Origin of the sequence: Pseudomonas helleri (genome assembly GCF_009600315.1) — a bacterium.
Taxonomy (GTDB): Bacteria; Pseudomonadota; Gammaproteobacteria; order Pseudomonadales; family Pseudomonadaceae; genus Aquipseudomonas; species Aquipseudomonas helleri_A.
In genome coordinates this window covers 49975-74129 of the sequence record NZ_WIWC01000012.1, presented here as the reverse complement: position 1 = coordinate 74129, position 24155 = coordinate 49975, and the positions used below count along the sequence as shown (strand labels likewise).

Annotated in this window: 23 protein-coding genes and 1 pseudogene; 7 read left to right on the top strand and 17 right to left on the bottom strand. The window is 57.9% G+C overall.

Translation table 11 applies throughout. The features are described 5' to 3' along the window. Nucleotides 1-69: 69 nt before the first annotated feature. On the bottom strand, nt 70-333 hold the full coding sequence (locus tag GHN86_RS10055) for a DUF4404 family protein (protein ID WP_153379118.1): 264 nt from the start codon (nt 331-333) through the stop codon (nt 70-72). 291 nt (nt 334-624) lie between these two features. Here GHN86_RS10055 and GHN86_RS10050 point away from each other — a divergent pair, with 291 nt between their 5' ends. The 3 genes from GHN86_RS10050 (at nt 625) to rssC (ending at nt 3319) form a co-directional block, all read left to right on the top strand. Then, on the top strand, nt 625-1314 hold the full coding sequence (locus GHN86_RS10050; protein ID WP_153379119.1) for a VacJ family lipoprotein: 690 nt from the start codon (nt 625-627) through the stop codon (nt 1312-1314). A 341-nt stretch (nt 1315-1655) separates the two neighbouring features. Further along, a complete protein-coding gene (rssB, locus tag GHN86_RS10045; protein WP_153379120.1) occupies nt 1656-2840 on the top strand; it encodes a two-component system response regulator RssB in 1185 nt (394 codons plus the stop codon). Then, on the top strand, nt 2837-3319 hold the full coding sequence (gene rssC / locus GHN86_RS10040) for an anti-sigma factor antagonist RssC (protein WP_153379121.1): 483 nt from the start codon (nt 2837-2839) through the stop codon (nt 3317-3319). The genes rssB and rssC overlap by 4 nt, the downstream gene beginning before the upstream one ends. Before the next feature lie 68 nt (nt 3320-3387). Here rssC and dusA read toward each other — a convergent pair whose 3' ends face one another. Next, a complete protein-coding gene (gene dusA / locus GHN86_RS10035; RefSeq protein ID WP_153386503.1) occupies nt 3388-4407 on the bottom strand; it encodes a tRNA dihydrouridine(20/20a) synthase DusA in 1020 nt (339 codons plus the stop codon). 176 nt (nt 4408-4583) lie between these two features. Here dusA and GHN86_RS10030 point away from each other — a divergent pair. After that, nucleotides 4584-4828: pseudogene (locus tag GHN86_RS10030) on the top strand (tail protein X). A 13-nt stretch (nt 4829-4841) separates the two neighbouring features. Here the strand turns inward: GHN86_RS10030 and GHN86_RS10025 are convergent. The 5 genes from GHN86_RS10025 to GHN86_RS10005 all read right to left on the bottom strand — a co-directional run bounded on the left by GHN86_RS10025 (nt 4842) and on the right by GHN86_RS10005 (nt 10125). Continuing rightward, entirely contained in the window at nt 4842-5012 is a 171-nt protein-coding gene (locus GHN86_RS10025; RefSeq protein WP_153383035.1) for a hypothetical protein, read from the bottom strand. Nucleotides 5013-5071: 59 nt separating this feature from the next. Next, entirely contained in the window at nt 5072-6220 is a 1149-nt protein-coding gene (locus GHN86_RS10020) for a hypothetical protein (protein ID WP_153383037.1), read from the bottom strand. A gap of 956 nt (nt 6221-7176) precedes the next feature. Next, complete coding sequence (locus tag GHN86_RS10015) at nt 7177-7614, bottom strand: MarR family winged helix-turn-helix transcriptional regulator (RefSeq protein ID WP_323369603.1); 438 nt, start codon at nt 7612-7614, stop codon at nt 7177-7179. 12 nt (nt 7615-7626) lie between these two features. Further along, entirely contained in the window at nt 7627-9504 is a 1878-nt protein-coding gene (locus GHN86_RS10010; protein WP_153383039.1) for an FAD-binding monooxygenase, read from the bottom strand. Between the two features lie 195 nt (nt 9505-9699). Further along, complete coding sequence (locus GHN86_RS10005) at nt 9700-10125, bottom strand: glycine zipper domain-containing protein (protein ID WP_153386501.1); 426 nt, start codon at nt 10123-10125, stop codon at nt 9700-9702. A gap of 200 nt (nt 10126-10325) precedes the next feature. On the opposite strand from GHN86_RS10005, the gene GHN86_RS10000 reads away from it, so the two are divergent. Then, entirely contained in the window at nt 10326-10829 is a 504-nt protein-coding gene (locus GHN86_RS10000) for an anti-virulence regulator CigR family protein (protein ID WP_153382340.1), read from the top strand. 35 nt (nt 10830-10864) lie between these two features. Here the strand turns inward: GHN86_RS10000 and GHN86_RS09995 are convergent, their stop codons facing one another. The 9 genes from GHN86_RS09995 to GHN86_RS09955 form a co-directional block, all read right to left on the bottom strand. Next, nucleotides 10865-12274 (bottom strand): amidase, encoded by a 1410-nt coding sequence (locus tag GHN86_RS09995; RefSeq protein WP_153382342.1) that lies wholly within the window; start codon nt 12272-12274, stop codon nt 10865-10867. Then, the gene (locus GHN86_RS09990) at nt 12271-13551 is read right to left on the bottom strand and encodes a Zn-dependent hydrolase (protein WP_153386499.1); all 1281 of its coding nucleotides are present in this window, start codon (nt 13549-13551) and stop codon (nt 12271-12273) included. Before GHN86_RS09990 ends, GHN86_RS09995 begins: the two co-directional genes overlap by 4 nt. A gap of 15 nt (nt 13552-13566) precedes the next feature. After that, nucleotides 13567-14262, bottom strand: coding sequence for an ABC transporter ATP-binding protein (locus tag GHN86_RS09985; protein ID WP_153382344.1), 696 nt, complete (start codon nt 14260-14262; stop codon nt 13567-13569). Continuing rightward, complete coding sequence (locus GHN86_RS09980) at nt 14262-15020, bottom strand: ABC transporter ATP-binding protein (protein WP_153382346.1); 759 nt, start codon at nt 15018-15020, stop codon at nt 14262-14264. The genes GHN86_RS09985 and GHN86_RS09980 overlap by 1 nt, the downstream gene beginning before the upstream one ends. Then, nucleotides 15017-16027, bottom strand: coding sequence for a branched-chain amino acid ABC transporter permease (locus GHN86_RS09975; RefSeq protein WP_153382348.1), 1011 nt, complete (start codon nt 16025-16027; stop codon nt 15017-15019). The genes GHN86_RS09980 and GHN86_RS09975 overlap by 4 nt, the downstream gene beginning before the upstream one ends. A 1-nt stretch (nt 16028) precedes the next feature. Next, the gene (locus tag GHN86_RS09970; protein WP_153382350.1) at nt 16029-16889 is read right to left on the bottom strand and encodes a branched-chain amino acid ABC transporter permease; all 861 of its coding nucleotides are present in this window, start codon (nt 16887-16889) and stop codon (nt 16029-16031) included. 67 nt (nt 16890-16956) lie between these two features. Then, nucleotides 16957-18159 (bottom strand): ABC transporter substrate-binding protein, encoded by a 1203-nt coding sequence (locus GHN86_RS09965; protein WP_153382352.1) that lies wholly within the window; start codon nt 18157-18159, stop codon nt 16957-16959. Nucleotides 18160-18265: 106 nt separating this feature from the next. After that, nucleotides 18266-19033 carry a FadR/GntR family transcriptional regulator gene (locus tag GHN86_RS09960; protein WP_153382354.1) on the bottom strand — a complete coding sequence of 256 codons (768 nt, stop codon included), beginning with the start codon at nt 19031-19033 and terminating at the stop codon, nt 18266-18268. A gap of 128 nt (nt 19034-19161) precedes the next feature. Then, nucleotides 19162-19875 (bottom strand): murein L,D-transpeptidase catalytic domain family protein, encoded by a 714-nt coding sequence (locus tag GHN86_RS09955; RefSeq protein WP_153382356.1) that lies wholly within the window; start codon nt 19873-19875, stop codon nt 19162-19164. A 157-nt stretch (nt 19876-20032) separates the two neighbouring features. Here GHN86_RS09955 and GHN86_RS09950 point away from each other — a divergent pair, with 157 nt between their 5' ends. Then, nucleotides 20033-21592, top strand: a complete 1560-nt coding sequence (locus GHN86_RS09950) for a L,D-transpeptidase family protein (protein WP_153382358.1) — start codon at nt 20033-20035, stop codon at nt 21590-21592. Nucleotides 21593-21759: 167 nt separating this feature from the next. Continuing rightward, on the top strand, nt 21760-22845 hold the full coding sequence (locus GHN86_RS09945; RefSeq protein WP_153382360.1) for an NAD(P)H-dependent flavin oxidoreductase: 1086 nt from the start codon (nt 21760-21762) through the stop codon (nt 22843-22845). Here the strand turns inward: GHN86_RS09945 and GHN86_RS09940 are convergent. Continuing rightward, the gene (locus GHN86_RS09940; RefSeq protein WP_153382362.1) at nt 22818-24131 is read right to left on the bottom strand and encodes a spinster family MFS transporter; all 1314 of its coding nucleotides are present in this window, start codon (nt 24129-24131) and stop codon (nt 22818-22820) included. The two genes, GHN86_RS09945 and GHN86_RS09940, sit on opposite strands and share 28 nt — an antisense overlap. Between the last annotated feature and the right edge of the window lie 24 nt (nt 24132-24155).

The following is a 24155-nucleotide window of genomic DNA, read 5'->3' as shown; positions in this document are numbered from 1 at the left end:
CCTGAGTGGTAAAACAAAGCCCCGGCTCGGATGAGTCGGGGCTTTGTTGTTTTTGGCCGATACGGACGTTTAGATGCCAATATTGCCCAGGGTTTGCACGATATTACGCAGCGTACCGGCCAGCGCCGGATGTTCCAGTTCGAAACGCTCTACGGCGAGATTGACGCTATCGGCCAGACTCGAGTCGTTAGTGGCTTTTTCAATATCAATCTGAGCCTGAATTTGTGCGGAGAGATCATTTAAATGATCACGCTCTTCTTGAGTGAGCGGCGGATTCTGTTCCAGTTGCTCGCGCAAGGTGTCGAGTTGTTGTTGCAGTTCGCGGGCAGGCATAGCATTCATCCTTTATTGATAGGCTCTGGTATAGACCTTCGATGTTGGCAAAAGGTCGGCAGCGGGTTTCTAGATTAATCCACCCAGGCTGCACGTGCATGATTTCAATCAAAAACACCGGGGCCATTGGCAGGCTTTACGGGCAAACTCGCAGTGCATTGAACGTCCGGCGTGGGCATATGTCTGTGTAGGGTATTTCTTTGGGGCTGTGATAAATGCAATTGCCGTTATACTCCATCCCTGACCCAGGGCGTAGCGCCCAAGTATTAAGTATTTTCAAGGAGCTTTGCTATGCGCTGGACTGATCGTCTCGCTCAAATTTTTGTCTGTGCCGGTGTGGCGATGGCGCCATTCGCTGCCAATGCCGCGACCGAAGATGACCCATGGGAAGGGGTCAACCGCGTCGTTTTCATCTTCAACGAAAAACTCGACACCTATGCCCTGAAGCCGCTTGCACAGGGTTATCAGTTCATTACGCCGCAGTTTCTGGAAGATGGCATCCACAACATGTACCGAAATGTCGGTGACGTGCGCAACCTGGCCAACAATGTGTTGCAAGCCAAGCCCCATGCGGCGGGCGTAGACACCGCTCGTCTGTTGATGAACACCATTATTGGTGTCGGCGGTTTCTTTGATGTGGGCACAAAAATGGGCCTGCAACGCAACGATGAAGATTTCGGTCAGACGCTTGGTCGTTGGGGCGTAGCTAGCGGTCCGTATGTCGTTCTACCGCTATTGGGGCCTAGCACCGTACGTGATGCGATTGGTATCTACCCGGATACCTTTGTCGAACCGTACCGCTACATGCATGACATCCCGGCGCGTAACACCACTGCAGCCATGGAAATCATTGATACCCGTGCCAGCTTGTTGTCTGCTGAAAAGCTGATCACCGGCGACCGCTACGTGTTTATTCGCAATGCCTATCTGCAAAGTCGTGAGTTCCGTGTGAAAGACGGGCAGGTTGAAGACGACTTTTAATTCTGCTGTGGCTGAGTAAAGAACGGCCCCGGTGGCCGTTTTTTTATGGGCTGGAGTTGAGTATTAATCGCGTTTAACGCTGTTTATACCTTGGTTTTAGTTGGGGTTGTTGGGGTTCTTATAACTCGCTGGAATTTAACCCGCGGAACACTCAAGTCGACCATCGCCCTGAGCTTGAAACCCCGCGCGGATGGGAGTACCGTCTGCGCCTTACACGGGCACCTTTTGCGGATCGAGCACGACAGCCGATTTGAAACAGGGATGTTCACAAGCCATTTCCGTCGTTGAATCCGATGCGTTCGTGATTCTACGCCAACCCCATTCTGGCGCCGTTTGCCCACATGCAAAAAACCAGTGCCACGCTGCTGATCATTGATGACGACGAAGTCGTGCGCGCCAGTTTGGCGGCCTACCTTGAAGACAGTGGCTTCAGTGTCCTGCAAGCCAGCAATGGCATACAGGGTCTACAGGTGTTCGAGCAACAATCGCCAGATCTGGTGATCTGTGACTTGCGTATGCCGCAAATGAGTGGCCTGGAGCTTATCCGTCAGATAAGCGAGCGCTCACCGCAAATGCCGGTGATCGTCATATCGGGTGCGGGGGTCATGAGTGATGTGGTTGAGGCGCTGCGCCTGGGGGCGGCGGACTACCTGATCAAGCCGCTTGAAGACCTTGCCGTGCTGGAACACTCTGTTCATCGAGCGCTGGATCGTGCTCATTTGTTGCTTGAAAACCAGCGCTACCGCGACAAACTGGAGTCAGCCAACCGCGAACTCGCAGCTAGTCTGAATTTACTGCAGGAAGACCAAAACGCCGGCCGGCAGGTTCAGATGAACATGTTGCCCATCAGCCCATGGTCTATTGATGAATTCGACTTTGCCCATCAGATTATTCCGTCTCTGTACTTGTCTGGCGATTTTGTCGACTACTTCAGGGTTGATGAGCGTCGGGTAGCTTTTTATCTGGCTGACGTTTCCGGCCACGGTGCTTCTTCAGCCTTTGTGACCGTACTGCTTAAGTTCATGACCACACGCTTATTGTTTGAATCCAAACGAAACGGAACCTTGCCTGAGTTCAAACCGTCTGAAGTACTGGGGCATATAAACCGTGGCTTGATCAACTGCAAGCTGGGCAAGCATGTGACGATGGTGGGTGGTGTGATCAATGAAGAGACCGGTGAATTGACCTATAGCATTGGCGGTCATCTGCCATTGCCTGTGTTGTATACGCCGGACAGCGTGAGTTACCTCGAAGGGCGAGGGCTGCCGGTGGGCTTGTTCAACGAAGCCACGTATGAAGATCATGTTTTGAAATTGCCGGACGTTTTTAGCTTGACGCTGATGTCGGACGGCATATTGGATCTCTTGAATGAGCCTACGCTCAAAGAGAAAGAAGCTGCGTTGCCTCAATTGGTCAAAGCAGCAGGCGGCAGCCTGGATGGTCTGCGTCAGGTTTTCGGATTAGCTACACTCGGGGAGATGCCGGATGATATCGCCTTGTTGGTGTTGAGCAGGAATCTTAAATGAGTACCGGTAGAATTCAGTTCGCCGAACAGGACGGTACCTTCGTCCTGAAGTTTGTGGGTGAAGTGCGTCTGACGTTGTGTTCGGCTCTGGATGCGACAATCGAGAGGATCTTCACCGCGCTGAACTTCAACGCCATCGTGATAGACCTCACTGAAACCCTGAGCATCGACAGCACCACGCTGGGTTTACTGGCGAAGCTGTCTATTTTGTCGCGGCAAAAAATAGGTTTGTTGCCCACCGTTGTTACCACCCACGAAGACATCACCCGACTGCTGGAATCGATGGGCTTCGATCAGGTGTTCAACATCATCGGCAAACCGATTCCGTGTCCTGATTGCCTCACAGACCTGCCGTCTCAGGATCAGACTGAAGAAGTGGTGCGCGTCAAAGTACTGGAGGCTCACAAAATACTGATGGGCCTCAACGACTCCAACCATGAAGCGTTCCATGACCTGGTGCACGCTCTGGAGCGTCATTGAGTTGTAGTGAGAACTGATCAAAAAAGGGGCCGTTCCTGCACAGGAGCGGCCCCTTTTTTTGATGAAGATTAACGGCCTTCCAGCAGCTCCGCGGCTTGATCAAGCAACGCCAAAGGGTCCGCAGCTTTGTGAATATCCACCGACAGCAACTGTCGAAAGCGTCGCGCACCCGGAAAACCCTGACCTAATCCAAGAATATGCCGCGTGATGTGATGCATCGCCCCACCCGCTGCAATATGCGCGGCGATATAAGGTCTTAACAGCGACAACGCTTGCGCCCGAGTAATCACAGGGTCAGTACTGCCGAACAACTGCTGATCGACCTCGGCCAGGATATACGGATTGTGATAAGCCTCACGGCCGAGCATCACCCCATCAAACACCTGCAAGTGTTCCTGGCATTGTTCAAGGGTTTTGATCCCGCCATTGAGGATGATCTCAAGCTCAGGAAAATCCTTTTTAACCTGTGCGGCCACGTCATAGCGCAGGGGCGGAATGTCACGGTTCTCCTTGGGTGAAAGCCCTTCCAGAATGGCGATACGCGCATGCACCGTGAAACTGGTGCATCCGGCCTCGCGCACTGTACCGATGAAATCACACAGCTGCGCATAACTGTCGCGGCCATTGATACCGATACGATGCTTTACTGTGACGGGAATCGACACCGCGTCGCGCATTGCTTTCACACAATCGGCCACCAGCGTTGGGTGTGCCATCAAACAAGCGCCAATCATATTATTCTGCACCCGATCACTCGGGCAGCCGACATTCAGATTCACCTCGTCATACCCGGCCTCCTGCGCCATGCGCGCGCATACGGCCAAATCTGCCGGAGTACTGCCACCCAATTGCAGAGCCAGAGGGTGCTCAGTCTCGTCATGGCGCAAAAAGCGTTCTGCATCCCCATTGATCAACGCGCCAGTGGTGACCATTTCGGTATACAGCAATGCGTTTTTGGACAACAAACGCAGGAAGAAGCGGCAATGACGATCGGTCCAATCCATCATAGGGGCCACGCTAAAGCGGCGAGATGGCTCTGAGCGTGAAGGGCTAGTGTTTACTGGGGATTCGGCTTTTTCGGAATTCATTAATACTGATCTTTTATACAACGATTTTACCCATTTACCCTGCTTTCTGATGTCGACTGCTACGTTGTAGCGATCGCATTGGGCAATGTAGCAACTTGAATGGGCACGATTACAGCACGTAAGCGCAAGGACAACTCATCAGCCTACAGGGCGCGGATACGCATTTATCGGGATGGCTGGCAGTTTATCAGGAAAGCTTAACTTTCACTCCGAACTGGACGACTTGCAGAACCCATTGCGGTGACGTGCTCAACACCCTCTGCCAGAATTACTCCGCCCACCTCAACGGCACCGTCGAAGCTGTGCTCGTTGCCAACCAAGGGCAGGCCGATGAGGTCCAGCCGTTTCGGGTGGGGGGGTAATTATTCATCTGCTGGATTTGCCGGTACCGAGTGATGAGGTGGTGATGTTGTGGAGTTAGCCTAAAACGCATTCTAATTCCGCCACATCAGATGCAAAGGCAATTGAGGTGTTTGCGGCAACAATCCTCCATCGCTCGCCAGTTTCCCGCTACTGATCGGCACCACACCATAATGCAGCGCATCAGTAGCAACCTCGATTCGTAACAGCATTTCATCGACACCAATGTCGAACAACTGCCCCACGTGCTTCAACTTAAATGCCTTAGGCAGCCTGCATGTTCCATTGCACATCAAAGCGTATGTCAGCGCATGACAAGTGCATGCAAGGTATGAAACAGGTGCTCGAGAATTTTTCCAGCGGATGCATCAGTGTCAGGCTTCGAGGAGGCGCTCGTGAATGGCCTGTGCCCTGGGTAAAACGTATCCTGCAAGCTCAGCGCTTGTACTTGCTGTAATCGCGCGGGCATGCAGGGTGCGGTGCTGGAAAGCACCAGGCAAAGGATCGCCGCCTCGCGCAATGCCCCCCTAGGCCGACCGTCATTCGATCTGGCCAATGCCTCAAACAACTTATGCAGGAAGCAGGACAGGTGAAACAGTTCGTCTTCGTTCAACTCAACCATGTGGCTCCAGGAGATGTTGACGTGACAATTGAAACGGTGCTGTTTGTCGATTTCGGGCAGCGCCCGCCCCAGAAAAAGACACTCGCTGGCTGCCACCAGCACATCCGGCTGTACGTCCTCGACGACAAAGGCAAAGCCCTTGAGTAGATGTGCTTCTTCAGGATCTGCCGGGTTGTGATGCAACATCACCGATGGCAAATAAGGCTCTTTGGATGATGCGTCACACAACTCGGCCTTGATGAAAAAGCCGAGTGCGGCCAAGCCGTTCAGTGCCCGCAGAATGATCTCGACCAGTTGCTGACGGTAATCCCGGTTGAGTTGGCCTTGATGGTCGAAGATGTGACCGTCAACTTCCTTGATCTCCCACAGGATGTTATGCAGATAACCGGTTGTTTCGTGATACCAGTACTTCAACCTCCGCGCGTCATCGCCGATCGGCTCCAACAATGTTGCAGGAGGTTTGGTTTGCCTCAGTTCCTGCAATTCTTCTTGCAACCTCATAACTTCCAGCTCGGACGCCTTGAGCCTGGCTTGTAACTGCCGGTCGCGAGACTTGAGGCTGGCGGCGAGCTCCTCCCCAATCGCGAGCTTGCCCAGTCGGATTTGCCCCGGAACTGGATTAGCAAAACGCGCAACCGGAAGCCGCACACCCGGACCCAGCAACTGATCACGCCAGTGAGCGAAGGTCAGTTCCTTCGACGCGCTCGCAGACAATCGGCCCTTCAGGGCACGGTCAAGCACCACTTCTTCCACGTCAGTAAAGTCTGCCAATACACCATATTTGCTCAGAACACTCAGTTGAGCTGCCTTTGCTTTGCTCTCTGAACCCATAGTCGCTCTCCCTGCCTCAATGCTGTCTACCGAAAAATCGTCGAGAGCATGCCAGCAGGCTTGGCAAACTGCCACTATCGCGTGAGTTGGGTATATTGGCCGATGACCTCTGCCATCCGTACCGGGAAATTTGCCTAGGGTTGAGTTTGCTGCTGAACCACAAATCTCTTGTCACTCGATAAGTCGGACGCGACATACTGACTTGCGCCCAACCCCTGGACTCAAGATTCCAATTGCATTGCGAGTCTTCTAAAGGTTAACGCCCGGACCCACGCCTACATACTCGTCTTCACTGACACCATGAAATTACGCGGACACCCATAATATTTGCCAAACGTCTCAATGCCGATGGTCGAGTAATAACGCTTTGTGGCGACCGTCAGCGCCTGTCAATCTGCCGCCTATCATCGCGGGCAGCTCGGTTGGACGCGTCAAAGAAATCAGGTCGACTCAGCAGAGGATTCACCCACATTCAAAGTAAGGTATTAGCCATACCTAATCGTCCTGACGAATTTGGATGTGGAACCTAGTGAGTAAAGGCACAATTGCCCGGCCCGCGTTCGCTGGCATCATTCTTGAAGAAGGACCAGAAGTGCTTATTACTATCCTAGACCTTCTTGAAATGCTCAGAATTTTCGAACTCTGGGATGTCTGGAAGGATGCCAGGAACGCTACTGAAGGGACCAGACTCTACCGCTGGAGGTATGTTGTTCAGGGCCTCGTGCTTCTGATTGTGATCCCCGTGGTGCTCCTTCTACCTCTGTGGGTCGTTTTTTTGTTCTTTAAGGCATGACGATTGCTGTGGCTCATTTCGCCAACGGTCTGGGAAATCTCCTTTTCAACGAGGTAATTAATCGTGTCGTGGAGAGGGATATGACACATTACGCGCGGAAAGTTGGTAAGTACCAGTGGTGCCATTTTCCGTACGAAGCCATTGCTATCCTACGATCAGCCACTCACGGCTCAAGAGGAATCAGCAATCGGTCGATAAGCTGGCGCAACGTGTCGCGCTCGGTGGCACTCAGTTGCTGTGTCAGCACTCGCTCGACGTTGCCTACCCGTGGCTTGAGTTCCGCCAGCAACTCGCGCCCAGTTGTGGTCAGGAACAGGGTATTACGGCGTTTGTCTTGTGGATCGCTGATCCGTTCGACCAGACCATTACGCACCATGCGTGCAGCCAGTTCGGCGATGGTGGAACGGTCAAGGTCGAGTTCATCACCCAATTCGCGCTGACTGACTCCCGGGCGTTGCTCAAGCACCAGCAGCACCGCGTATTGCACGCTGGTCACATCAGTGGACACTTCGCGCATCCAGATAGCAACGTGACGCTGTTGTGCTCGACGTATCAAGCTGCCGGTATGCACGAGAATCCTGGGTGTGTTGTCAGTCGGCACGGTGGGGCCTTATTAGTGAGGGATCAAAACGGATTCAAAGAATGCCTCCAGTTCGGTGTATCCGTCCAGTCCAAGGACATGCGCCACATATTGGTCAGGTCGTACCAGCACCAGGGCTCCGCGTTGACGATCAATGCCGCGCAATTCAAAGATGTTGGCCTGTGGGTCAACGCTGAACGCTTTCTCGTAGTCAATCAGTCCAAAACGTCCTTTTCGCGGCAATAAGAGTGAGGGGAGTTGTTCGACGTTAAGGTCTCGGTGCGACTGCTGATAAACGGCACGGACATCAAGCACGCTGTCGAGGTCCGCGCCCGGTGGGGTGAATTTGCGAACAGGCGAGTCCGGATGGTGCTCCAGATAGTCGCACAGCGCGTGCAAGGCCTCACCTGAGGCATCGGCAAAGGCAAAAAGTCTCCAGCGGCCATCGGCGGTCACTGTGTGACCTAAGTGCATGGGGCGTGCGTCGGCCAGGCGAATCACCGGTGCCGAGTGAAAACGTGTGCCTATGGTCAGGCCGCTGGCGAGGGCTTGCCAGGTGCCTGGCCCGGTCAAGGGGCCCGGACGATAGCGGGTCGCGACCCCCGCTGTGTATTTGCCAGCTTGCACAAAGTAGGCTTGCAGCGCTGCCGGGTCCACGCCCCCGGCGGCGGGGTTCAGAGGGTCTTTGGGGCGCGCACCGATCATGGCTGACCATTCCTTGTCGAAGCCGATCAGTTCTTGAGCCACTGGCTGACGTTCCTGTGAATAACTGGCCAGCAGGGAGGTGGGGCTGCGGCCTTCCAGCACGGCCGCGATTTTCCAGCCCAGGTTGAACGCATCCTGCATCGAGACGTTCATGCCTTGTCCAGCCTTGGCACTGTGGGTGTGACAGGCATCGCCCGCGATGAATATTCGCGGTTCGCGCGGGGCGCCCGCCGCATCGGCGGCGTCGTCGAATCGCTCTGTCAGGCGCTGGCCAACTTCGTAGACGGAAAACCAGACGACGTTTTTCACGTTCAAGGTGTAGGGCTGCAAGATGCGTTGGGCCGTGCCGATCAGTTGCTCGGCACTGGTCGCACGGATCGCTGCGCGGTTTTCTTCGGTGACTTCACCTAGATCGACGTACATGCGAACCAGATGGCCGCCTTCGCGTGGAATGAACAGCATGTTCCCGGCGTCAGCCGATTGAATGGCGACCTTGAGCCGTATATCCGGGAAGTCTGACACGGCCAGCATGTCCATGACGCCCCAGGCATGGTTGGCGGCGTCACCATGCAATTGCTGACCAATGGCCGTGCGCACTTTGCTGCGTGCTCCGTCACAGCCCACCAGGTAGCGCGTGCGGATCTTCACGGTCTGCCCGGTGTCGGTGCGTTTCAGCGTCGCTAGTACGGGATGTGTTGAATGTTCATCGCGGATGACATCGATCAGTTCCAGGTTGTAATCCGGCTCCAGCCGTTGCGGCAATTTGAGCAGGCTATCGAGCAGGTAATCCTGAATGCGTGCCTGATTGACGATGACGTGGGGAAACTCCGAAAGGCCGTCTTCAGTGTCCTGGACCCGGCCGGTGCGTTCGATGTGCTGACGGTCATCGGCCTTGGGCCTCCAGAATGCGGTCTCATTGACCCAGCAGGCTTCACGCAACAGTTGCTCGGCGAGGCCAAACGCATTGAACATTTCAACGGTTCGGCAGGCGATCCCGTCAGCCTGGCCCAATTGCAAACGACCCGCACGGCGCTCGACAACGCGGGTTGTGATGCTTGGGAACCTTGCAAGTTGTGCCGCCAGCAGTAAACCCGCCGGGCCACTGCCGACGATGAGTATGTCTACCGATTCCGGCAGAAGGAGGGAGGGGGCAGGGGTATGAAGTTCCGGGTCGCCCGTCTGGAAACCGTTCAGGTGAAATTGCATGGCGTTTTTCCTTGTTGTTATTAATGGAGTAAGACGCTGCCATACAATATGCTCAGTATACGAACTAATTCAATCCCCCTTACTCAATTGGGCTCATACGCTGGCTTGGAGCGGTCGTGAACGTTGGGCACGCAAAAGCCCGGTATCTCGCTATTTCAGCGTGGCACCAGGCTTTTGCAGGGGGGAAGGGGTCAATCAGTCGCGATGTTTGTTTTTGTGCTTGTTTTTATGTTTACCGCCCGACCGATGCTTTTTGTCGTGATCGTCGTCACCCAGATTGCTGCCTACGGCGCCTCCGACCACGCCGCCAAGCCCCGCACCGATGGCTGAGCCCGTAGAGCCGCCAAGTTTGTTGCCGATGACTGAGCCGCCCGCCGAGCCTAAGCCACCGCCGATGGCTGCCTCGGTTTTACGACCCTTGTCGGCACCGACCGCACCCCCGGCCGCGCCGCCGACGCCTGCGCCAATGGCCGCTCCGGTAGAGCCGCCCAGTTGTTCGCCCACGATATTGCCCAAAACACCGCCAAGCCCGCCGCCGACAGCGGCAGATCCATCGCCAGCGGCCATGGCGCCTTGCGAAATTACAACGCCCATTAACAGGGCTGATAAGGTCATTCGCATGTTCTTAACCTCTGGAGAGAATTATCACCATCAGGGATGCAGCGATCCCACACTATTGATCGAGGCGTGGGTTCAAAGTTCTTGTATCGACTTCGCATCATAGGCCTAGGTTGTAACAATATGTTTATGCGGCTGTGGAACCTAATCCACGTTTGAGGTCTAGATTGCTGAGTAGGAAATTTCTTTTTGAGAGTACTGATATGTTGACTTCGCGTTCACTGGTTACCGCATTGACTTGCTTTGCGCTGGCGTGTGGCTCGGCTACGGCGTTAGCCGATCCCGGGAACGGTAATGGCAATGGGCCAGGTAATGGCGGTGATAAAGGAAAGCCGCCCGTTCAGCAGGGTCAAAAGCCTCAAGATACGCATCAAGGCAAGCCAGGTGGTAATCAGCCCCAAGGCAAGCGTCCAGATGGCAATGCCCACAACAAGGGCCCCAGCGTAAACCGCCAGCATGCTTTGGGCATCGTGGGTCAGCATCGCGATTACTGGAGCCCAGGCCCGGCATTGCCACCGGGTGTTCAAAAGAACCTTGCGCGTGGCAAGCCGTTGCCACCGGGCATCGGCAAAAAAATCGACGGTCGACTGGCCAAACAACTGCCTCACTATGACGGCTATGAGTGGCGTCAGGCCGGGACTGATTTGATTCTGGTTTCCGTGGCCAGCGGCATCATTTATGAAGTGCTTAATGGCGCGTTCCATTAAGCGCTGTCGATCGTAGACGCTACACCTGTGCAGATTTAGCCACCACCGGGCGCGTGCGGATGGTCACTCGGGAAATGTGTTTCATAGGCCCGGCAGACCCTGAGCACCGCGTCATCGGCAAATCGCGCGCCGACCACTTGCAAGCCGACCGGCAGGCCATTGTCTGCCAGACCGCAAGGCACTGACGCGGCAGGTTGTTGAGTCAGGTTGAAGGGGTAACTGAAGGGCGTCCAGTGCATCCATTCGCGGTAGTGCGAGTCTGGCGGCACGTTATGCCCGGCCGCAAACGCGGTGATGGGCAACATCGGTGTTACCAGAATGTCGTAGCGTTGATGGAAGTCGCTCATCTGCGCCACCAGCGCGGCGCGCGCCTCAAGGGCGCTGCTGTAGTCCTTGAGGCTGATGCCTTCGCCCAGTGCGGCGATGCGTTGCAGGCCGGGATCCAGCTGGTCGCGCTGGGCACTGTCCAGTTGCCCGGCCAGGCGGGCCGCTCCGGCAAACCATAACGTATTGAACGTATTCAGCGGGTCGTTAAATCCAGGATCGACACACTCGACCTCTGCGCCCAGTTCACTCAGGCGCGCCACCGCACGGGCGATGACGGCAGCCACCTGCGGATCGACCCTGACATAACCAAAGTCGGCGCTGAAAGCCACGCGCAATCCCTTGAGGCTTTGCTCTGCGGGTAACCACGGCGTGGTTCGCGGTGCGCCGATCAAACCATCACGAGCATCTGGTTGGGCGACGGTTTGCAGCATCAAGACGGCGTCTTCGACCGTGCGGGTCATCGGCCCAAGATGCGAGAGGATGGTCATGGAGCTGGCAGGCCATTGCGGCACATAACCGAAGGTCGGTTTGATCCCGAACGTGCCGGTAAAGGCACAGGGAATGCGGATCGAGCCTCCGGCATCGCTGCCTTGATGCAAAACCCCCAGATTGAGGGAAGCCGCGGCCGCCGCACCGCCAGACGAACCACCTGCCGTCATGCGGGTGTCCCACGGGTTGCGGGTGATGCCGTACAGCGGGTTGTCCGTGACGCCTTTCCAGCCAAATTCCGGGGTAGTGGTTTTACCCAGCAACACGGCTCCGGCTTGACGCATAAAAGCCGTGAACGGTGCATCCACGTCCCACGGGCCGTGTGCCGAGGTGGTTCGCGAGCCCTTGCGCGTGGGCATGCCCTGGGTCAGCGTCAGGTCTTTGATGGACGCCGGAACACCGTCCAGAGCGCCGCGGGGTTCGCCTTTAAGCCAGCGTTGTTCCGAGGCGCGGGCTGAGCGCAGGGCACCTTCGGCATCAATATGGCAGTAAGCGTTGACCTGCGGGTTGAAGCGTTCGATACGTGCCAGCGCATCTTCAGTCACGTCGACGGGTGACAGGCTTTTATTGCGGTAGCGCTCCAGCAGTTCAACAGCGCTCATTTGGCCCATCTCAGTCGGCTGGCTCATTGTGTTGGCCCTCCCTGAGCCGCATTGACCATGGCCCGCAGCAGCACGGCGCAGCCATCGGCCAGATCCTGCGGTGCTGCGTTTTCAATTTCGTTATGGCTGATACCGCCTTCGCACGGCACGAAAATCATACCGGCGGGGCCCAGTTCTGCGACGAAGATAGCGTCGTGACCGGCACCGCTGACAATCTCCATATGACTGAGGCCCAACTGCTGCGCGCCTTTGCGCACGGCATCGACACACGCGGGGTCAAAGTCCAGTGGCGGGAAGTCGGCGGTGGGCGTCAATGTGTAGCTCAAACCGTGGGCGCTGCTGGCTTCTTCGATGGCGTGACGCACTTCATCGACCATGGCCTGCAGTTGGTCTTCATGCAGGTGACGCAAGTCGATGGTCATGTGCACCTGACCGGGGATCACATTGCGCGAGCCGGGGTGCAGTGTCAGGCAGCCGACGGTGCCGCACGCGTGCGGTTGATGCTGCAGGGCAATACGGTTGACGGCGCTGACGACCTGCGCGGCGCCGACCAGTGCATCCTTGCGCAGGTGCATCGGGGTTGGCCCGGCGTGGGCCTCGACGCCAGTCAAGGTCAGGTCAAACCATTTTTGCCCCAGGCACCCCATCACCACGCCAATGGTGATGGCCCGATCTTCCAGCACCGGGCCTTGCTCGATATGGGCTTCAAAGTAGGCACCCACGGGATGCCCCAACACCGCACGGCTGCCGGCGTAACCAATACGCTGTAACTCGGCGCCGACCGACAAGCCCTGTTCATCCTGTTTATTGAGGGTGTCTTGCAGGTCAAATTTGCCGGCGAACACCCCGGAACCCATCATGCACGGCGGGAAACGCGAGCCTTCTTCGTTGGTCCACACCACGACCTCGATAGGCGCCTCGGTGACCAGATTCAGATCATTGAGGGTGCGGATCACTTCCAGCCCGGCCATGACCCCGTAACAACCGTCGAATTTTCCGCCCGTGGGCTGGGTGTCGATATGGCTGCCGGTCATGACTGGCGCCAAGTCGGTTTGACGACCGGCACGGCGCGCGAAGATATTGCCGATGGCGTCAACACTGACGCTGCAACCGGCGTCTTCACACCAGCGCACAAATAAATCCCGGGCTTGACGGTCAAGGTCCGTGAGGGCCAGACGGCAGACCCCGCCTTTGGCGGTGGCGCCAAGTTGCGCAAGGTCCATTAACGATTGCCACAAGCGCTCAGGATTAATCAGTGGCGCGTTGCTGTTAAACACAGTGGATAAGGTGACAGGGCTGTTCATGACGACTGTTCTCCTTCAGGCGCTCAGGGCCAGATAACGGTTTTTGATGGTCGGGTCGGCACGAAACGCGGCAGCGCTGCCTTCGTACACCACGCGGCCTTGTTCGAGCACGTAATGGCGGTCGGCAAGCGCGTCGCAGACCTTCAGGTTCTGCTCCACCAACAGCACGGGCAGGCCGTCCTCCTTGATCGTGCGCAGAATTTTCACCAGCTCATCGACAATCACCGGCGCCAGTCCCTCGGTCGGTTCATCGAGGATCAACAGCTTGGGGTCATTGACCAGTGCCCGAGCGATGGCGAGCATTTGCTGCTCGCCGCCGGACAATGCGTGGCCGGCATTTTTGCGCCGCTCCTTGAGGCGCGGGAACATCGCGTAGACATCCTCCAGTTGCCAGCGGCTGCTTTTGCGCTGAGCGATGCGCAGGTTTTCCTCAACGCTGAGCAAGCGGAAAATGCCGCGATGCTCGGGCACCAAGGCCAGCCCCTCGCGGGCAATCTCAAAGACCTTGCGCCCGACCATGTCCTGGCCATTGAAGCGCACCTGGCCCTGGCGCGGGCAGATGATCCCCAGAATGCTGCGCAACGTGGTGGTCTTGCCCGCGCCGTTGCGCCCGAGCAACGTCACCAGCTCACCCGGATTGACCTGCAGCGAAACGCCTTCAAGGACGTGGCTTTTGTCGTAATAGGAATGGATAGTGTCGACAGTCAGCATCAGGCGGCTTCTCCCAGATAGGCAGTGCGTACACGTTCATCGGCGCGGACGAATTCAGGCGTGCCTTCGACCAGAATCTGGCCTTGGCTCATCACGGTGATGCGTTGGCTGATGGACATGACAATGCTCATGTTGTGTTCAATCAGCAGCACCGTGTGGTCGCGGCCCAGGTCGCTGATCAGTTGGGTCATGATCGGAATATCGTCGATGCCCATGCCCGACGTTGGTTCGTCGAGCATCAGCAGCTTAGGTTTGGAGCAGATCGACATGCCCACTTCGAGCACCCGCTGTTGGCCGTGGGACAGCTCACCGGCCAGGGTGTTGGCGCGTCGGGTCAGTTGCAGGCGTTCGAGCACCTGATCGGCCATGTCGTGGTGTTGGCGGCGGCTGTCCACATGCCGCCAGAAATTAAGAGCGCCCAATCCATCCCGGCCTTGGGCCGCCAGACGCAAGTTCTCGCGCACGCTGAGGTTCTGGAACAGGCTGGTGAGCTGGAATGAACGGGCCATGCCCAGCGCGACGCGGCCGTGGGAGGGCTTTTTAATGATGTGCTTGCCATCGAACACGATAGTGCCTCCAGTGGCCTGACGCTCACCGGTCAAGCAGTGAAACAGGCTGGTCTTGCCCGCACCGTTAGGGCCGATCACGGTGTGAATGGTGCCTTGCTCGACCTTCAGGTTGACGCCGTTGACCGCATTGAACGCGCCGTAGGCCAGTTGCAGGTTGTCGGTTTGCAGCAGGGGGGGAGTGGTGCTCATGGCTGTTCCTCCTGAAGGGGTTGTTGGCGTTTGCGCGAGCCTTTGATCCTATCAAACAGGCTGGAAAATCCGCCCCACAAACCGCCGCGCATAAACACCACCACCAGAATCAGAATCACCCCCAGCAGCATCAGCCAGCGCGGCCACAAGTCAGACAGGAAGTCGCCGAGCAACACAATAGTGCCCGCACCCAGCAAGGAGCCAAACAACGACCCGGTGCCGCCGACAATGGTCATGATCAGAATGTTCTCTGACATGGCGAGGTCGATGTTGGACAGGGGGACGAAATGCAGCAGCATGGCGTAGAGCGCCCCGGCAATCCCGGTGACGGACCCGGACAACATAAACACCAGAATCTTGAAGTGCCGCGTGTCGTAGCCGATGGCCGCGGCGCGGGTTTCGTTTTCGCGGATGGCCATCAGCGTGCTGCCGAAAGGCGAAGCAATCACCCGGCGGGCGCCGATGAAAATCAGCAGGAACAGCACAGCGACGAAGCCGTAGAAATAGCGTGCGTCACTGAGCGACATCAGCACGGTATCGCCGATGCGAATTTCGGGGCGGGGCACGTCCAGCAGGCCGTTGTCGCCACCGGTCCAGTCACTCAGGGTATAGGTCAGGAAATAAGCCATCTGGCTGAAGGCCAGGGTCAGCATCACGAAATAAATACCGGTTCGGCGGATGGCCAGTGCGCCCACCAGAAACGCCAGAAAGGCGCCCACCAGCGCGGCACCGAGCAAGGCACTGAACAAACCCAAATGCAGATGAATCATCAGCAAGGCCGCGCAGTAAGAACCGGCACCAAAGAAAATACCTTGGCCGAAAGACAGCAAGCCGGTGTAGCCCAGTAACAGGTTGCAGGCCAGTGCGGCCATGGCGAAGATCAGGATTTCAGTGGCCAGCGTGGCCGAGGGCAACACCAGCGGCAGGCCGATCAAGACCGCGATGACCAACAGCAGCATGGCGCGCGATTGGGTCTTGGCGAAGGGCAGGGGGTTTTTCTCATTCATGTCAGGCTCTCCCGAACAGGCCATAAGGGCGCAGCAGAATCACCACGGCCATGGCGCCGTAGATCATCAAGCTCGCGCCCTGAGGCCAGATAGTGGTCATCAGGCTTTGCACCACGCCCACCAGTAAACCGCCGACCAGCGCACCGCTGAACGAACCCATGCCGCCGATGACCACGACCACAAAGGCCACACCGAGGATTTCCGGGCCAACGAAGGGCTGCGCACCGCGTAACGGCGCGAACAGCACACCGGCAATCCCCGCTAACCCCGCGCCAAGGGCGAAGGTCATGGAAAACAGGCGAAAGATATTGGTGCCCAGCAGGGACACGGTTTCGGTGCTCTCGCTGCCCGCACGAACCAGCGCCCCGAAGCGCGTGCGCTCCAGCAGCAACCACAGGGCAAAACCGATCAGCGCCGAGAAGGCGATCAGAAACAAGCGGTAGTAGGGGTACACGAAGTCGCCGATCACCAGTACGCCACGCAGTAACTGTGGCACGGCCACGCTTTTGCCCACCGGGCCCCAGATCATCACGCTGGCTTCCTGAATGATCAGGGCGATACCCAGCGTGACCAGAATCTGGAACATGTGCGGCAAGTGATAAATGCGCTGGATCAGCAGGCGTTCGATCAGCCACGCCAGCCCTGCCACCAGCAAGGGGGCGAAGAGCAGTGACAGCCAGAAGTTACCGGTCAGGCTGACCACCGTGTAACAGATATAGGCGCCCAGCAGAAAAAACGCACCGTGGGCAAAGTTAACGAAGTTGAGCAGGCCAAAAATGATCGTCAGTCCCACTGCGATCAAGAAGTAGATCATCCCCAGGCCAAGGCCGTTGAGAATCTGAAACAGGTAAAGTTCGAGCATGCAGATACCCTCGGCAAGCGATCACGCGTCATCGTTTGCCCGTTGAAAGGTGCTTGAAAACCGTGATTTAACCCAACACGCAGCCCGTGCTTTCGACCGACGCAAACGAGCGTCCGGAACTGATCACCGTGGCCAGATCGTCCGCGTCCCTCATTTGATCGGCGGGTTTGCCCACCAGCAGGTAATAATCCTTGATCACCTGATGGTCGCCGGCGCGGATCGACTCCGCGCCCGTTGGGCCTTGGTAGTTCAGGCCCTGCATGGCGTTGGCGACGGTCGGCCCGTCGAAGCTGCCGGTCGACGCGATGGTGTCGAGCATGACCTTGGTGCTGATGTAATCAGCCGCCAGCGGGTAGGTGGGGTTAATCCCGTATTTGGCCTGAGTGGCTTTGACCAGCTCGCGGTTGAGCGGGGTATCGACCTGATGCCAGTACTGCGCCCCGAGGTAAACCCCTTCGAGAATATCGCTGCCCAGTTCCTGAAATTGATCCAGCCCGGCGGACCAGACCAGCAGCACTTTCATCCGCTCCTTGATGCCGAAATTCACCGCCTGACGCAGTGCGTTGTTCGATTGGCTGCCAAAGTTGAGCAGCACCAGCACATCGGGCTTGGCGACGATGGCATTGGTCAGGTAGCCGGAAAACTCCTGCTCCTGAAGCGAGTGATAGCTGTTGCCGATGTGTTCCAGACCGTGTTCATCCAGCACTTGGCGGGTGCCGTCCAACAGCGCTTCGCCGAACACGTACTGCGGGGTGATGGTGTACCAGCGTTTGGCATCGGGCAGGGTTTTGATCAGGGGCACCAGGGTTTCGCGGATGGCGCCGTAGGTTGGCACCGACCAGCGAAAGGTCGCGCTGTTGCAATCCTTGCCGGTGACTTCATCGGCCCCCACGGGCGTCATGAAGACGCCGCCCGCCTTGTTCACTTCCTTGGCCACGGCAAGCGCCGACGAAGACAGTGTGCAGCCCTGAAAGAAGCGTGCCCCGTCCTGTGCGATGGCTTCCTGCACTTTGCGCACCGCCTTGCCGGCGTTGCCTTCCGTGTCGATGACCTTGTAATGGAGCGGTCGGCCGAGCAGTTGCGGGTAGTGCTCGACGGCCAGACGCGAACCCATGTCGGCGAACTTGCCATAACTGGCGAAAGGCCCGGACATCGACTTGAGGCCATAAAAGGTGAACGGTTCGCTGGCGAAGGCCTGACGGATGCCCGGCGCGAGGCCAAGAGCACCGGCAGCCGCCAGTCCCGCTTTCAACAACGTACGACGCTGCATGGAATGACTCCCTGATTTAATTATTGGCAGGAGTAGCAATGGCAAACGGCGGAACAGGGCCCGTGGGCAGGCCTTTTTTATTGGGGATAGCTCATACGGTGTGGTGCTAGCTGTGATCGAACTCCAGCAAAAAATGCGGGCTGACTTGACCTTCAAGTGCGCTCATATGGTGTTCGGCATCGCACATGTGTTCGTGCATCAAGGTGCGTACCCGCGGCTCGTCTTCAGCGCGCAGGGCAATCAACAACTGCTTGTGATAATCGAGGTTGGCGGCGTCGAATTGCTTGCGCTTGGGTTTGTAGGCTTTTTTCAGCACCACCAGATCGCGCAGCAAATCGTTGAGAAATTGCGCCATAAAGCTCAGTAAAGGGTTGGGGCAGGCATGGGCCAGCAGCGTGTGAAATTCAAGTTCCGCCAAACGCTGTTCACGCTGGCCGGCCTCGCTGTCTTCGGGAGCGCTGCAAAAATCGACATTGGCTTGCAGCGCTGCGAAGTCCTGGGCACTGAGTCGGCCAATCACCGACACGGCCAGTTCCACTTCGATGACTTTGCGCAGTTGGTAGACCTGCTCGCCATCCAGATGCTGGAAGTGCAAATAGTTGCGTAAGGCCCGGCTGGCGGGTTCGGTCCCGGCCTGATTCAAATAGGCGCCGCCGCTGGGGCCGGTGCGAGTGCTGACCAACCCTTCAACTTCCAGTGCCTTGAGGGCTTCGCGGGCCGACCCTTTGGAGCACTGAAAACTTTCCATCAGCTCGCGTTCAGTAGGCAGGCGGTCACCGGGCTTGAGGGCGTCGGTCACAATCGAGCGTTTGACCGATTCGACAATCACATCGGAAAGCTTCTGGCGTTTGCGGCGCAGCGGGCGACTTAGCATAGGGTCTATTTATCGTATTAATGCGGATTAATAGTAATAAATAGCGCTTGGCCCGATCCGTCAATGAAAGACCGGGCAGCGTGTCGCTTTCAGCTCAAAGGGGTCGGTAATGGAGTGGTCGCTGACTGTCAGCCCTTTTTGGACGAGACAATGCTGGCCACCAGCCGCGGTTTGCAGTTGAGGTAAGCCGAGGATTGCAGCCATTTTTGATCCGGATACCAGGCAAACATGAACTGCCCATCCTTGAGTTTGTCTACCACGGTACGGGCAATCTGCGGGCGTACGGCAGGGCAGCCCTGACTGCGACCGATGCGGCCTTGGGTCTGGCTCCACAGCGGATTCACGTAACTGGCCGGGTGGATGACGATGGCCCGATCACGGGCGCTGTCGTTGAAACCCGGTTCAAGCCCGTCCATGCGCAATGAGTAGCCGTTGGCACCCTGATAGCTTTCCTGAGTGCGAAACAACCCCAGACTGGATTGATGGCTGCCCTCGTTATTGGAAAATTGAGTGGCGAAGTTTTCACCGGACTTTTGCCCGTGGGCCACCAGATCACGCAGCACCAGGGTCTTCTTTTGCAGATCGAAGATCCACAGGCGGCGGGCGGTCGACGGTTGCGAGTAATCAATCACAGCCAGGTTTTCGGCCGGGCTGGCACCATTGTTGACGGCGCATTGCATGGCACTCAGAGCGCTTTGCAGGACGAGGGGGTTGAGTTCCGGGGCGGCTTGGGCAAGGCTGTTGTAGAGCCCTTGTTTGGAAATATTGGCGGCGAACGCAGGGTTGCACAGGGCTCCCAGCGTCGCGGCGACCAGAAAGAGTCGTCGCAAAGTAATCAGCATAGATAACGATATTCCACTGTTTAAAGGTTACTGAAACTCCGTCACCCGATGGCTGCTATGTTTAAGACAGTCAGAATAGAGCTGCTAGCCTTCGGGGTCAGCCGTGACGGTAATACGGTGAATTCCTACGCAACGGCCATGGATTGGAGTAAAGCAGTTGATCAAAAAACACGCAGTTTACTTGAGCATTGCCTTGCTCGTAGCGCCATTGGTCGCGTCGGCGGACGACATGGTCGTTGCGCCAGTCAGCCCCGTGCAGATGGCATTGCTTCAATTGCCGCAGTCTTGCCCGGCGCTGGCCACGGGCATTGACGCGCAACAACAGGCGCTGTTGCAGGCGTTCTATCAGGCTCAGAGCGATCAAATGGTCTGGGCCGACCCTGGCCGTGTTGCCGCGTTGAAGGCAGCCTTGGCGCAATTGGCCGACGATGGGCTGAACCCGGCTCACTATCCATTACCCGTGGGTCAGGACCTGTGTGCCGATATCGGCACCAGCCAGCAATACCTCAAAGCGTTGCATGATCTGCATTTTGGACGTCTGTCCCAGAGCCGGTACGAGCCGGTCTGGCATTCTGATTCAGTGGTGGCACCGGACCGGCAAGCTGAACTGTTGGCCCTCGCCGTACCCGGCGTTCAGGACGTGAGTGCGGCGTTCGAGCGGGCCAGACCCGCCTTCGAGCAATACCAGAACCTGCGCAAGGTCTATGCCCGTTTGCGTCAGCAGCCCTTGACGCAGTGGCAGCCGATCCCCGATGGCCCCTTGCTGCGCCCCGGCATGCAGGACTCTCGGGTACCGGCACTGGCCCGGCGGCTGGCCGATGAGGGTTATCTGAGCCGTCAGGCTACCGTCAACAACACCTACAACAATGAACTGGTCTCAGCGGTTAAAAGCTTTCAGCTGGACCACTCGTTGCAGGCTGATGGCGTGATCGGCGCTGGCACCATCAAGGAACTGAACGTCAGCCCGGCCACACGCCGCGCTCAACTGCGGGTCAATCTGGAACGTTTTCGCTGGATGGCCCACGACTTCGAGCCGACCAGCCTGTTGGTCAACGTCGCTGCGGCACAACTGGCGGTGTACCAGAACGGCCATCCCGTGTGGCAAACCCGCACTCAGGTCGGACGCCCCGACCGGCAGACGCCCTTGCTCAAATCCACGGTCAATCGATTGACCCTTAACCCGACGTGGACCATTCCGCCGACTATCTTCAAAAAAGACAAACTGCCGCAGATTCGCCGTGATCCGTCTTTCCTGAGCCGTCATGACCTGCAAGTGATCGACAGCAGCGGGCGGCCCATTTCCCCCGGCAGTGTTGACTGGGATCGCCCAGGCAACATACTCCTGCGCCAAGGGGCCGGGCCGCGCAATCCGCTGGGGCGCATCGCCATTCGCTTCCCCAACCCGTTCTCGGTGTACCTGCATGACACGCCCAGCCAAGCACTGTTCAGCAAAGGCCCCAGGGCCTTCAGCTCGGGCTGTGTAAGGGTTGAATCAGTGTTTGAACTGCGTGACTGGCTGGTGACCCCGTCCGAGAAAGTGCGCACTGAGGAGTTGCTCAGCACCGGCCGTACCAGTGAGTTCAGGTTGTCCAACCCGATGCCCATCCTGATGACCTACTGGACGGCGCACGCCGATAAAGACGGCAAAGTGGTGTATTCGCCGGACATTTACAATTTCGACCGGGCGTTGATCGCGGCGCTGGCTAAACAGGGCTAAACCCCGGACTCATCATCCTCGGTTTAACAAATCCCGTAGCAGCTGCCGCAGGCTGCGTCCGGCGGCGAAGCCGTCGTAAAGTTATATTTACGTGCGCTTCGCGCCCAAACGCAGCCTACGGCAGCTGCTACGGGTTCTTTACACATTTCACTGTCATGAGATTTTTTATGCCCCGTTGGCCAGATTCACGTTTTACCGATTTAACCGGCACTGCCCACCCCATTATTCAAGGGCCCATGCTCGGTGCCGGCAGTGAGATCATGATCGGCGTTGCTCAGGCAGGCGGGCTGGGTTCTCTGGCCTGTGCCACGTTAAGCCATGAAGCGATTCGTGCCGAGGTCGCGGCGTTTCGTGCCGTGAGTGATCAGCCACTCAATCTGAATTTTTTCTGCCATCAGGCTCCGGAGCTGGACGAAGCCCGTGCGCAGCACTGGAAATCGCTGTTCAAACCCTATTACAACGAGCTGGGCGCCGACTTTGACGCGCCGACTCCCGTGTCCAGCCGCGCGCCGTTTGATGAAGCCACCTGTGCGCTGGTCGAAGAATTACGCCCGCAGGTGGTGAGTTTTCATTTTGGTCTGCCCGACGCCGCGCTGGTGGCACGGGTAAAAGCCAGCGGGGCAACGATCCTCAGCTCAGCCACCACCGTGGCCGAAGCGCAGTGGCTGGAGCACCACGGCTGCGATGCGATCATTGCCATGGGCTATGAAGCTGGAGGCCACCGGGCGATGTTTTTGAGTACCGATCTGGCCAGTCAGATCGGCACCTTTGCCCTGGTGCCACAGATTGTCGATGCGGTCTCGGTGCCGGTGATTGCGGCGGGCGGAATTGCCGACGCGCGCGGGATTGCGGCGGCCTTTGCGCTGGGTGCCAGTGCGGTGCAAATCGGCACGGCGTACCTGTTCTGTCCGCAGGCCAAGATCAGCCAGCCGCATTACAAGGCCTTGCGTGAGGCAGGCTCCAGTGACACGGCACTCACCAACCTGTTCACCGGGCGCCCGGCGCGCGGGATTCTCAACCGGGTGATGCGCGAAATGGGCCCGATCAACCCTCAAGCGCCAGCGTTTCCGTTGGCGGGCGGTGTGTTGCTGCCGCTCAAGGCGATGAGTGAGCCTGCCGGTTCCGGCGACTTTATCAACCTGTGGGCGGGGCAGGCGTTCCCGTTAAGCCCCGGGCGCACGGCGCAATTGTCGGCGTATGAGCTGACCCGCCGCTGGGTCGAGGATTATGCGGCGCGCTCCACGGGCAAATAGCCCGTGGGCGCGGCATGACTGGAGGTGCGTATCAGCAGGGCAATGGAGCCCAGCACCGGCAAGCTGACCAGCAGCAGGGCGTAGCGCAGCGATTCCACGCCGAACCGGGGCACTAGCGCATCACTGAGCAATCCGGCGAGCAACGGCCCGGTGCCGACGCCCAGCAGCGTAGAGATGATGGTCTGCAAGGCCATCGCCGTGCCTCGGCGGTTGGCGGGCACCAGTTGCGTCACCAGATTGTAGGAAGGCGCGACCCACCACACCGCAAAAAAACTGTAGAGCGCACACCAGAGCATGGCGCTGGGCACTGGCACTTCACCCAGAGACAGCCACACCGTCGAAGGCCACAACAGATAGGCGGCCAAGGCACAGGTTGCCGCCACGTGGCCAATGATCGGAATGCCCACTTGCCAATGTGGGTTGCGCGGCGTCAGGTGATCGCTTAGCCAACCGCTGAACAGCGCACCAATCCCGGCAACGCCGCCACAGATAAACCCGGCCAGTAAGCCCGCGTGTTGCAATGACAGGCCGTGGGAGCGCACCAGAAAGCTGGTGTTCCACATGCCGATGGCATACGAGCTGAGGGTGGTCAGGCCGCCCGCCATGATCAGGCAACGGTAGGCGGGCAGGGCCCACAGCTTGCGGGCTTCACTGGCCATGCTTTGCAAGGGATGGGCCGCATGAGTGCTGGCCAGATCCCAGCGCCCACGGGGCGGGTCTTTGGCCAGCACGGCCAGCGCCAGCGAAAACAGCAGCGCGGGCATGCCGATCACGATAAACGCCATGCGCCATCCATAGTGCTCGACCACCCAGGCGCCGAGGCTCAAGCCAATAACGGCAGAAAAGGTCGGCGCCGCCGTAAAGCAACTGATCGCAAACGAGCGCCGGTGCGGCGGGTACAAGTCGGCAATCATCGACATGGACGCCGAGGTGGTGGGGGACTCGCTGACCGCCACCGCCATTCGCGCCAGTGCCAACATCCAGAAACTCACGGCCAGCCCGCACAGCATGGTCGCCACCGCCCACAACAGGCAGGCAATGGCCAGCAGACGGGTGCGGGACATGCGGTCCGCCAGACGCCCGGCGGGCAGGGCGAGCAGGGCATACACGCCGGCAAAGGCCAGGCCTGAGATCAACCCCATGGCCGTGTCGCTGACCCCGAATTCCCGTTTGATCGGTTCAATCATCACCGCCAGAATCTGGCGGCCGACAAAGTTGTCGGCAAACACCGCCGCCAGCAACAACAGCAATGCGTGGCTGCGCCAGCCGACGTGAGTCTGGGTCATAGTCAGTTTCACCTTTGATAAACG

Coding starts and splice junctions, on each gene's coding strand:
- GHN86_RS09955 (WP_153382356.1), bottom strand. CDS start 19,875: ATGCTGATTACTTTGCGACGACTCTTTCTGGTCGCCGCGACGCTGGGA.
- GHN86_RS09965 (WP_153382352.1), bottom strand. CDS start 18,159: ATGCAGCGTCGTACGTTGTTGAAAGCGGGACTGGCGGCTGCCGGTGCT.
- rssC (WP_153379121.1), top strand. CDS start 2,837: ATGAGTACCGGTAGAATTCAGTTCGCCGAACAGGACGGTACCTTCGTC.
- GHN86_RS10020 (WP_153383037.1), bottom strand. CDS start 6,220: ATGGGTTCAGAGAGCAAAGCAAAGGCAGCTCAACTGAGTGTTCTGAGC.
- GHN86_RS10055 (WP_153379118.1), bottom strand. CDS start 333: ATGCCTGCCCGCGAACTGCAACAACAACTCGACACCTTGCGCGAGCAA.
- GHN86_RS09960 (WP_153382354.1), bottom strand. CDS start 19,033: ATGCTAAGTCGCCCGCTGCGCCGCAAACGCCAGAAGCTTTCCGATGTG.
- GHN86_RS10005 (WP_153386501.1), bottom strand. CDS start 10,125: ATGCGAATGACCTTATCAGCCCTGTTAATGGGCGTTGTAATTTCGCAA.
- GHN86_RS09980 (WP_153382346.1), bottom strand. CDS start 15,020: ATGAGCACCACTCCCCCCCTGCTGCAAACCGACAACCTGCAACTGGCC.
- GHN86_RS09945 (WP_153382360.1), top strand. CDS start 21,760: ATGCCCCGTTGGCCAGATTCACGTTTTACCGATTTAACCGGCACTGCC.
- GHN86_RS09975 (WP_153382348.1), bottom strand. CDS start 16,027: ATGAATGAGAAAAACCCCCTGCCCTTCGCCAAGACCCAATCGCGCGCC.
- GHN86_RS09990 (WP_153386499.1), bottom strand. CDS start 13,551: ATGAACAGCCCTGTCACCTTATCCACTGTGTTTAACAGCAACGCGCCA.
- GHN86_RS09970 (WP_153382350.1), bottom strand. CDS start 16,889: ATGCTCGAACTTTACCTGTTTCAGATTCTCAACGGCCTTGGCCTGGGG.
- GHN86_RS09995 (WP_153382342.1), bottom strand. CDS start 12,274: ATGAGCCAGCCGACTGAGATGGGCCAAATGAGCGCTGTTGAACTGCTG.
- GHN86_RS09985 (WP_153382344.1), bottom strand. CDS start 14,262: ATGCTGACTGTCGACACTATCCATTCCTATTACGACAAAAGCCACGTC.
- rssB (WP_153379120.1), top strand. CDS start 1,656: ATGCAAAAAACCAGTGCCACGCTGCTGATCATTGATGACGACGAAGTC.
- GHN86_RS09940 (WP_153382362.1), bottom strand. CDS start 24,131: ATGACCCAGACTCACGTCGGCTGGCGCAGCCACGCATTGCTGTTGTTG.
- dusA (WP_153386503.1), bottom strand. CDS start 4,407: ATGAATTCCGAAAAAGCCGAATCCCCAGTAAACACTAGCCCTTCACGC.
- GHN86_RS10010 (WP_153383039.1), bottom strand. CDS start 9,504: ATGCAATTTCACCTGAACGGTTTCCAGACGGGCGACCCGGAACTTCAT.
- GHN86_RS10000 (WP_153382340.1), top strand. CDS start 10,326: ATGTTGACTTCGCGTTCACTGGTTACCGCATTGACTTGCTTTGCGCTG.
- GHN86_RS10050 (WP_153379119.1), top strand. CDS start 625: ATGCGCTGGACTGATCGTCTCGCTCAAATTTTTGTCTGTGCCGGTGTG.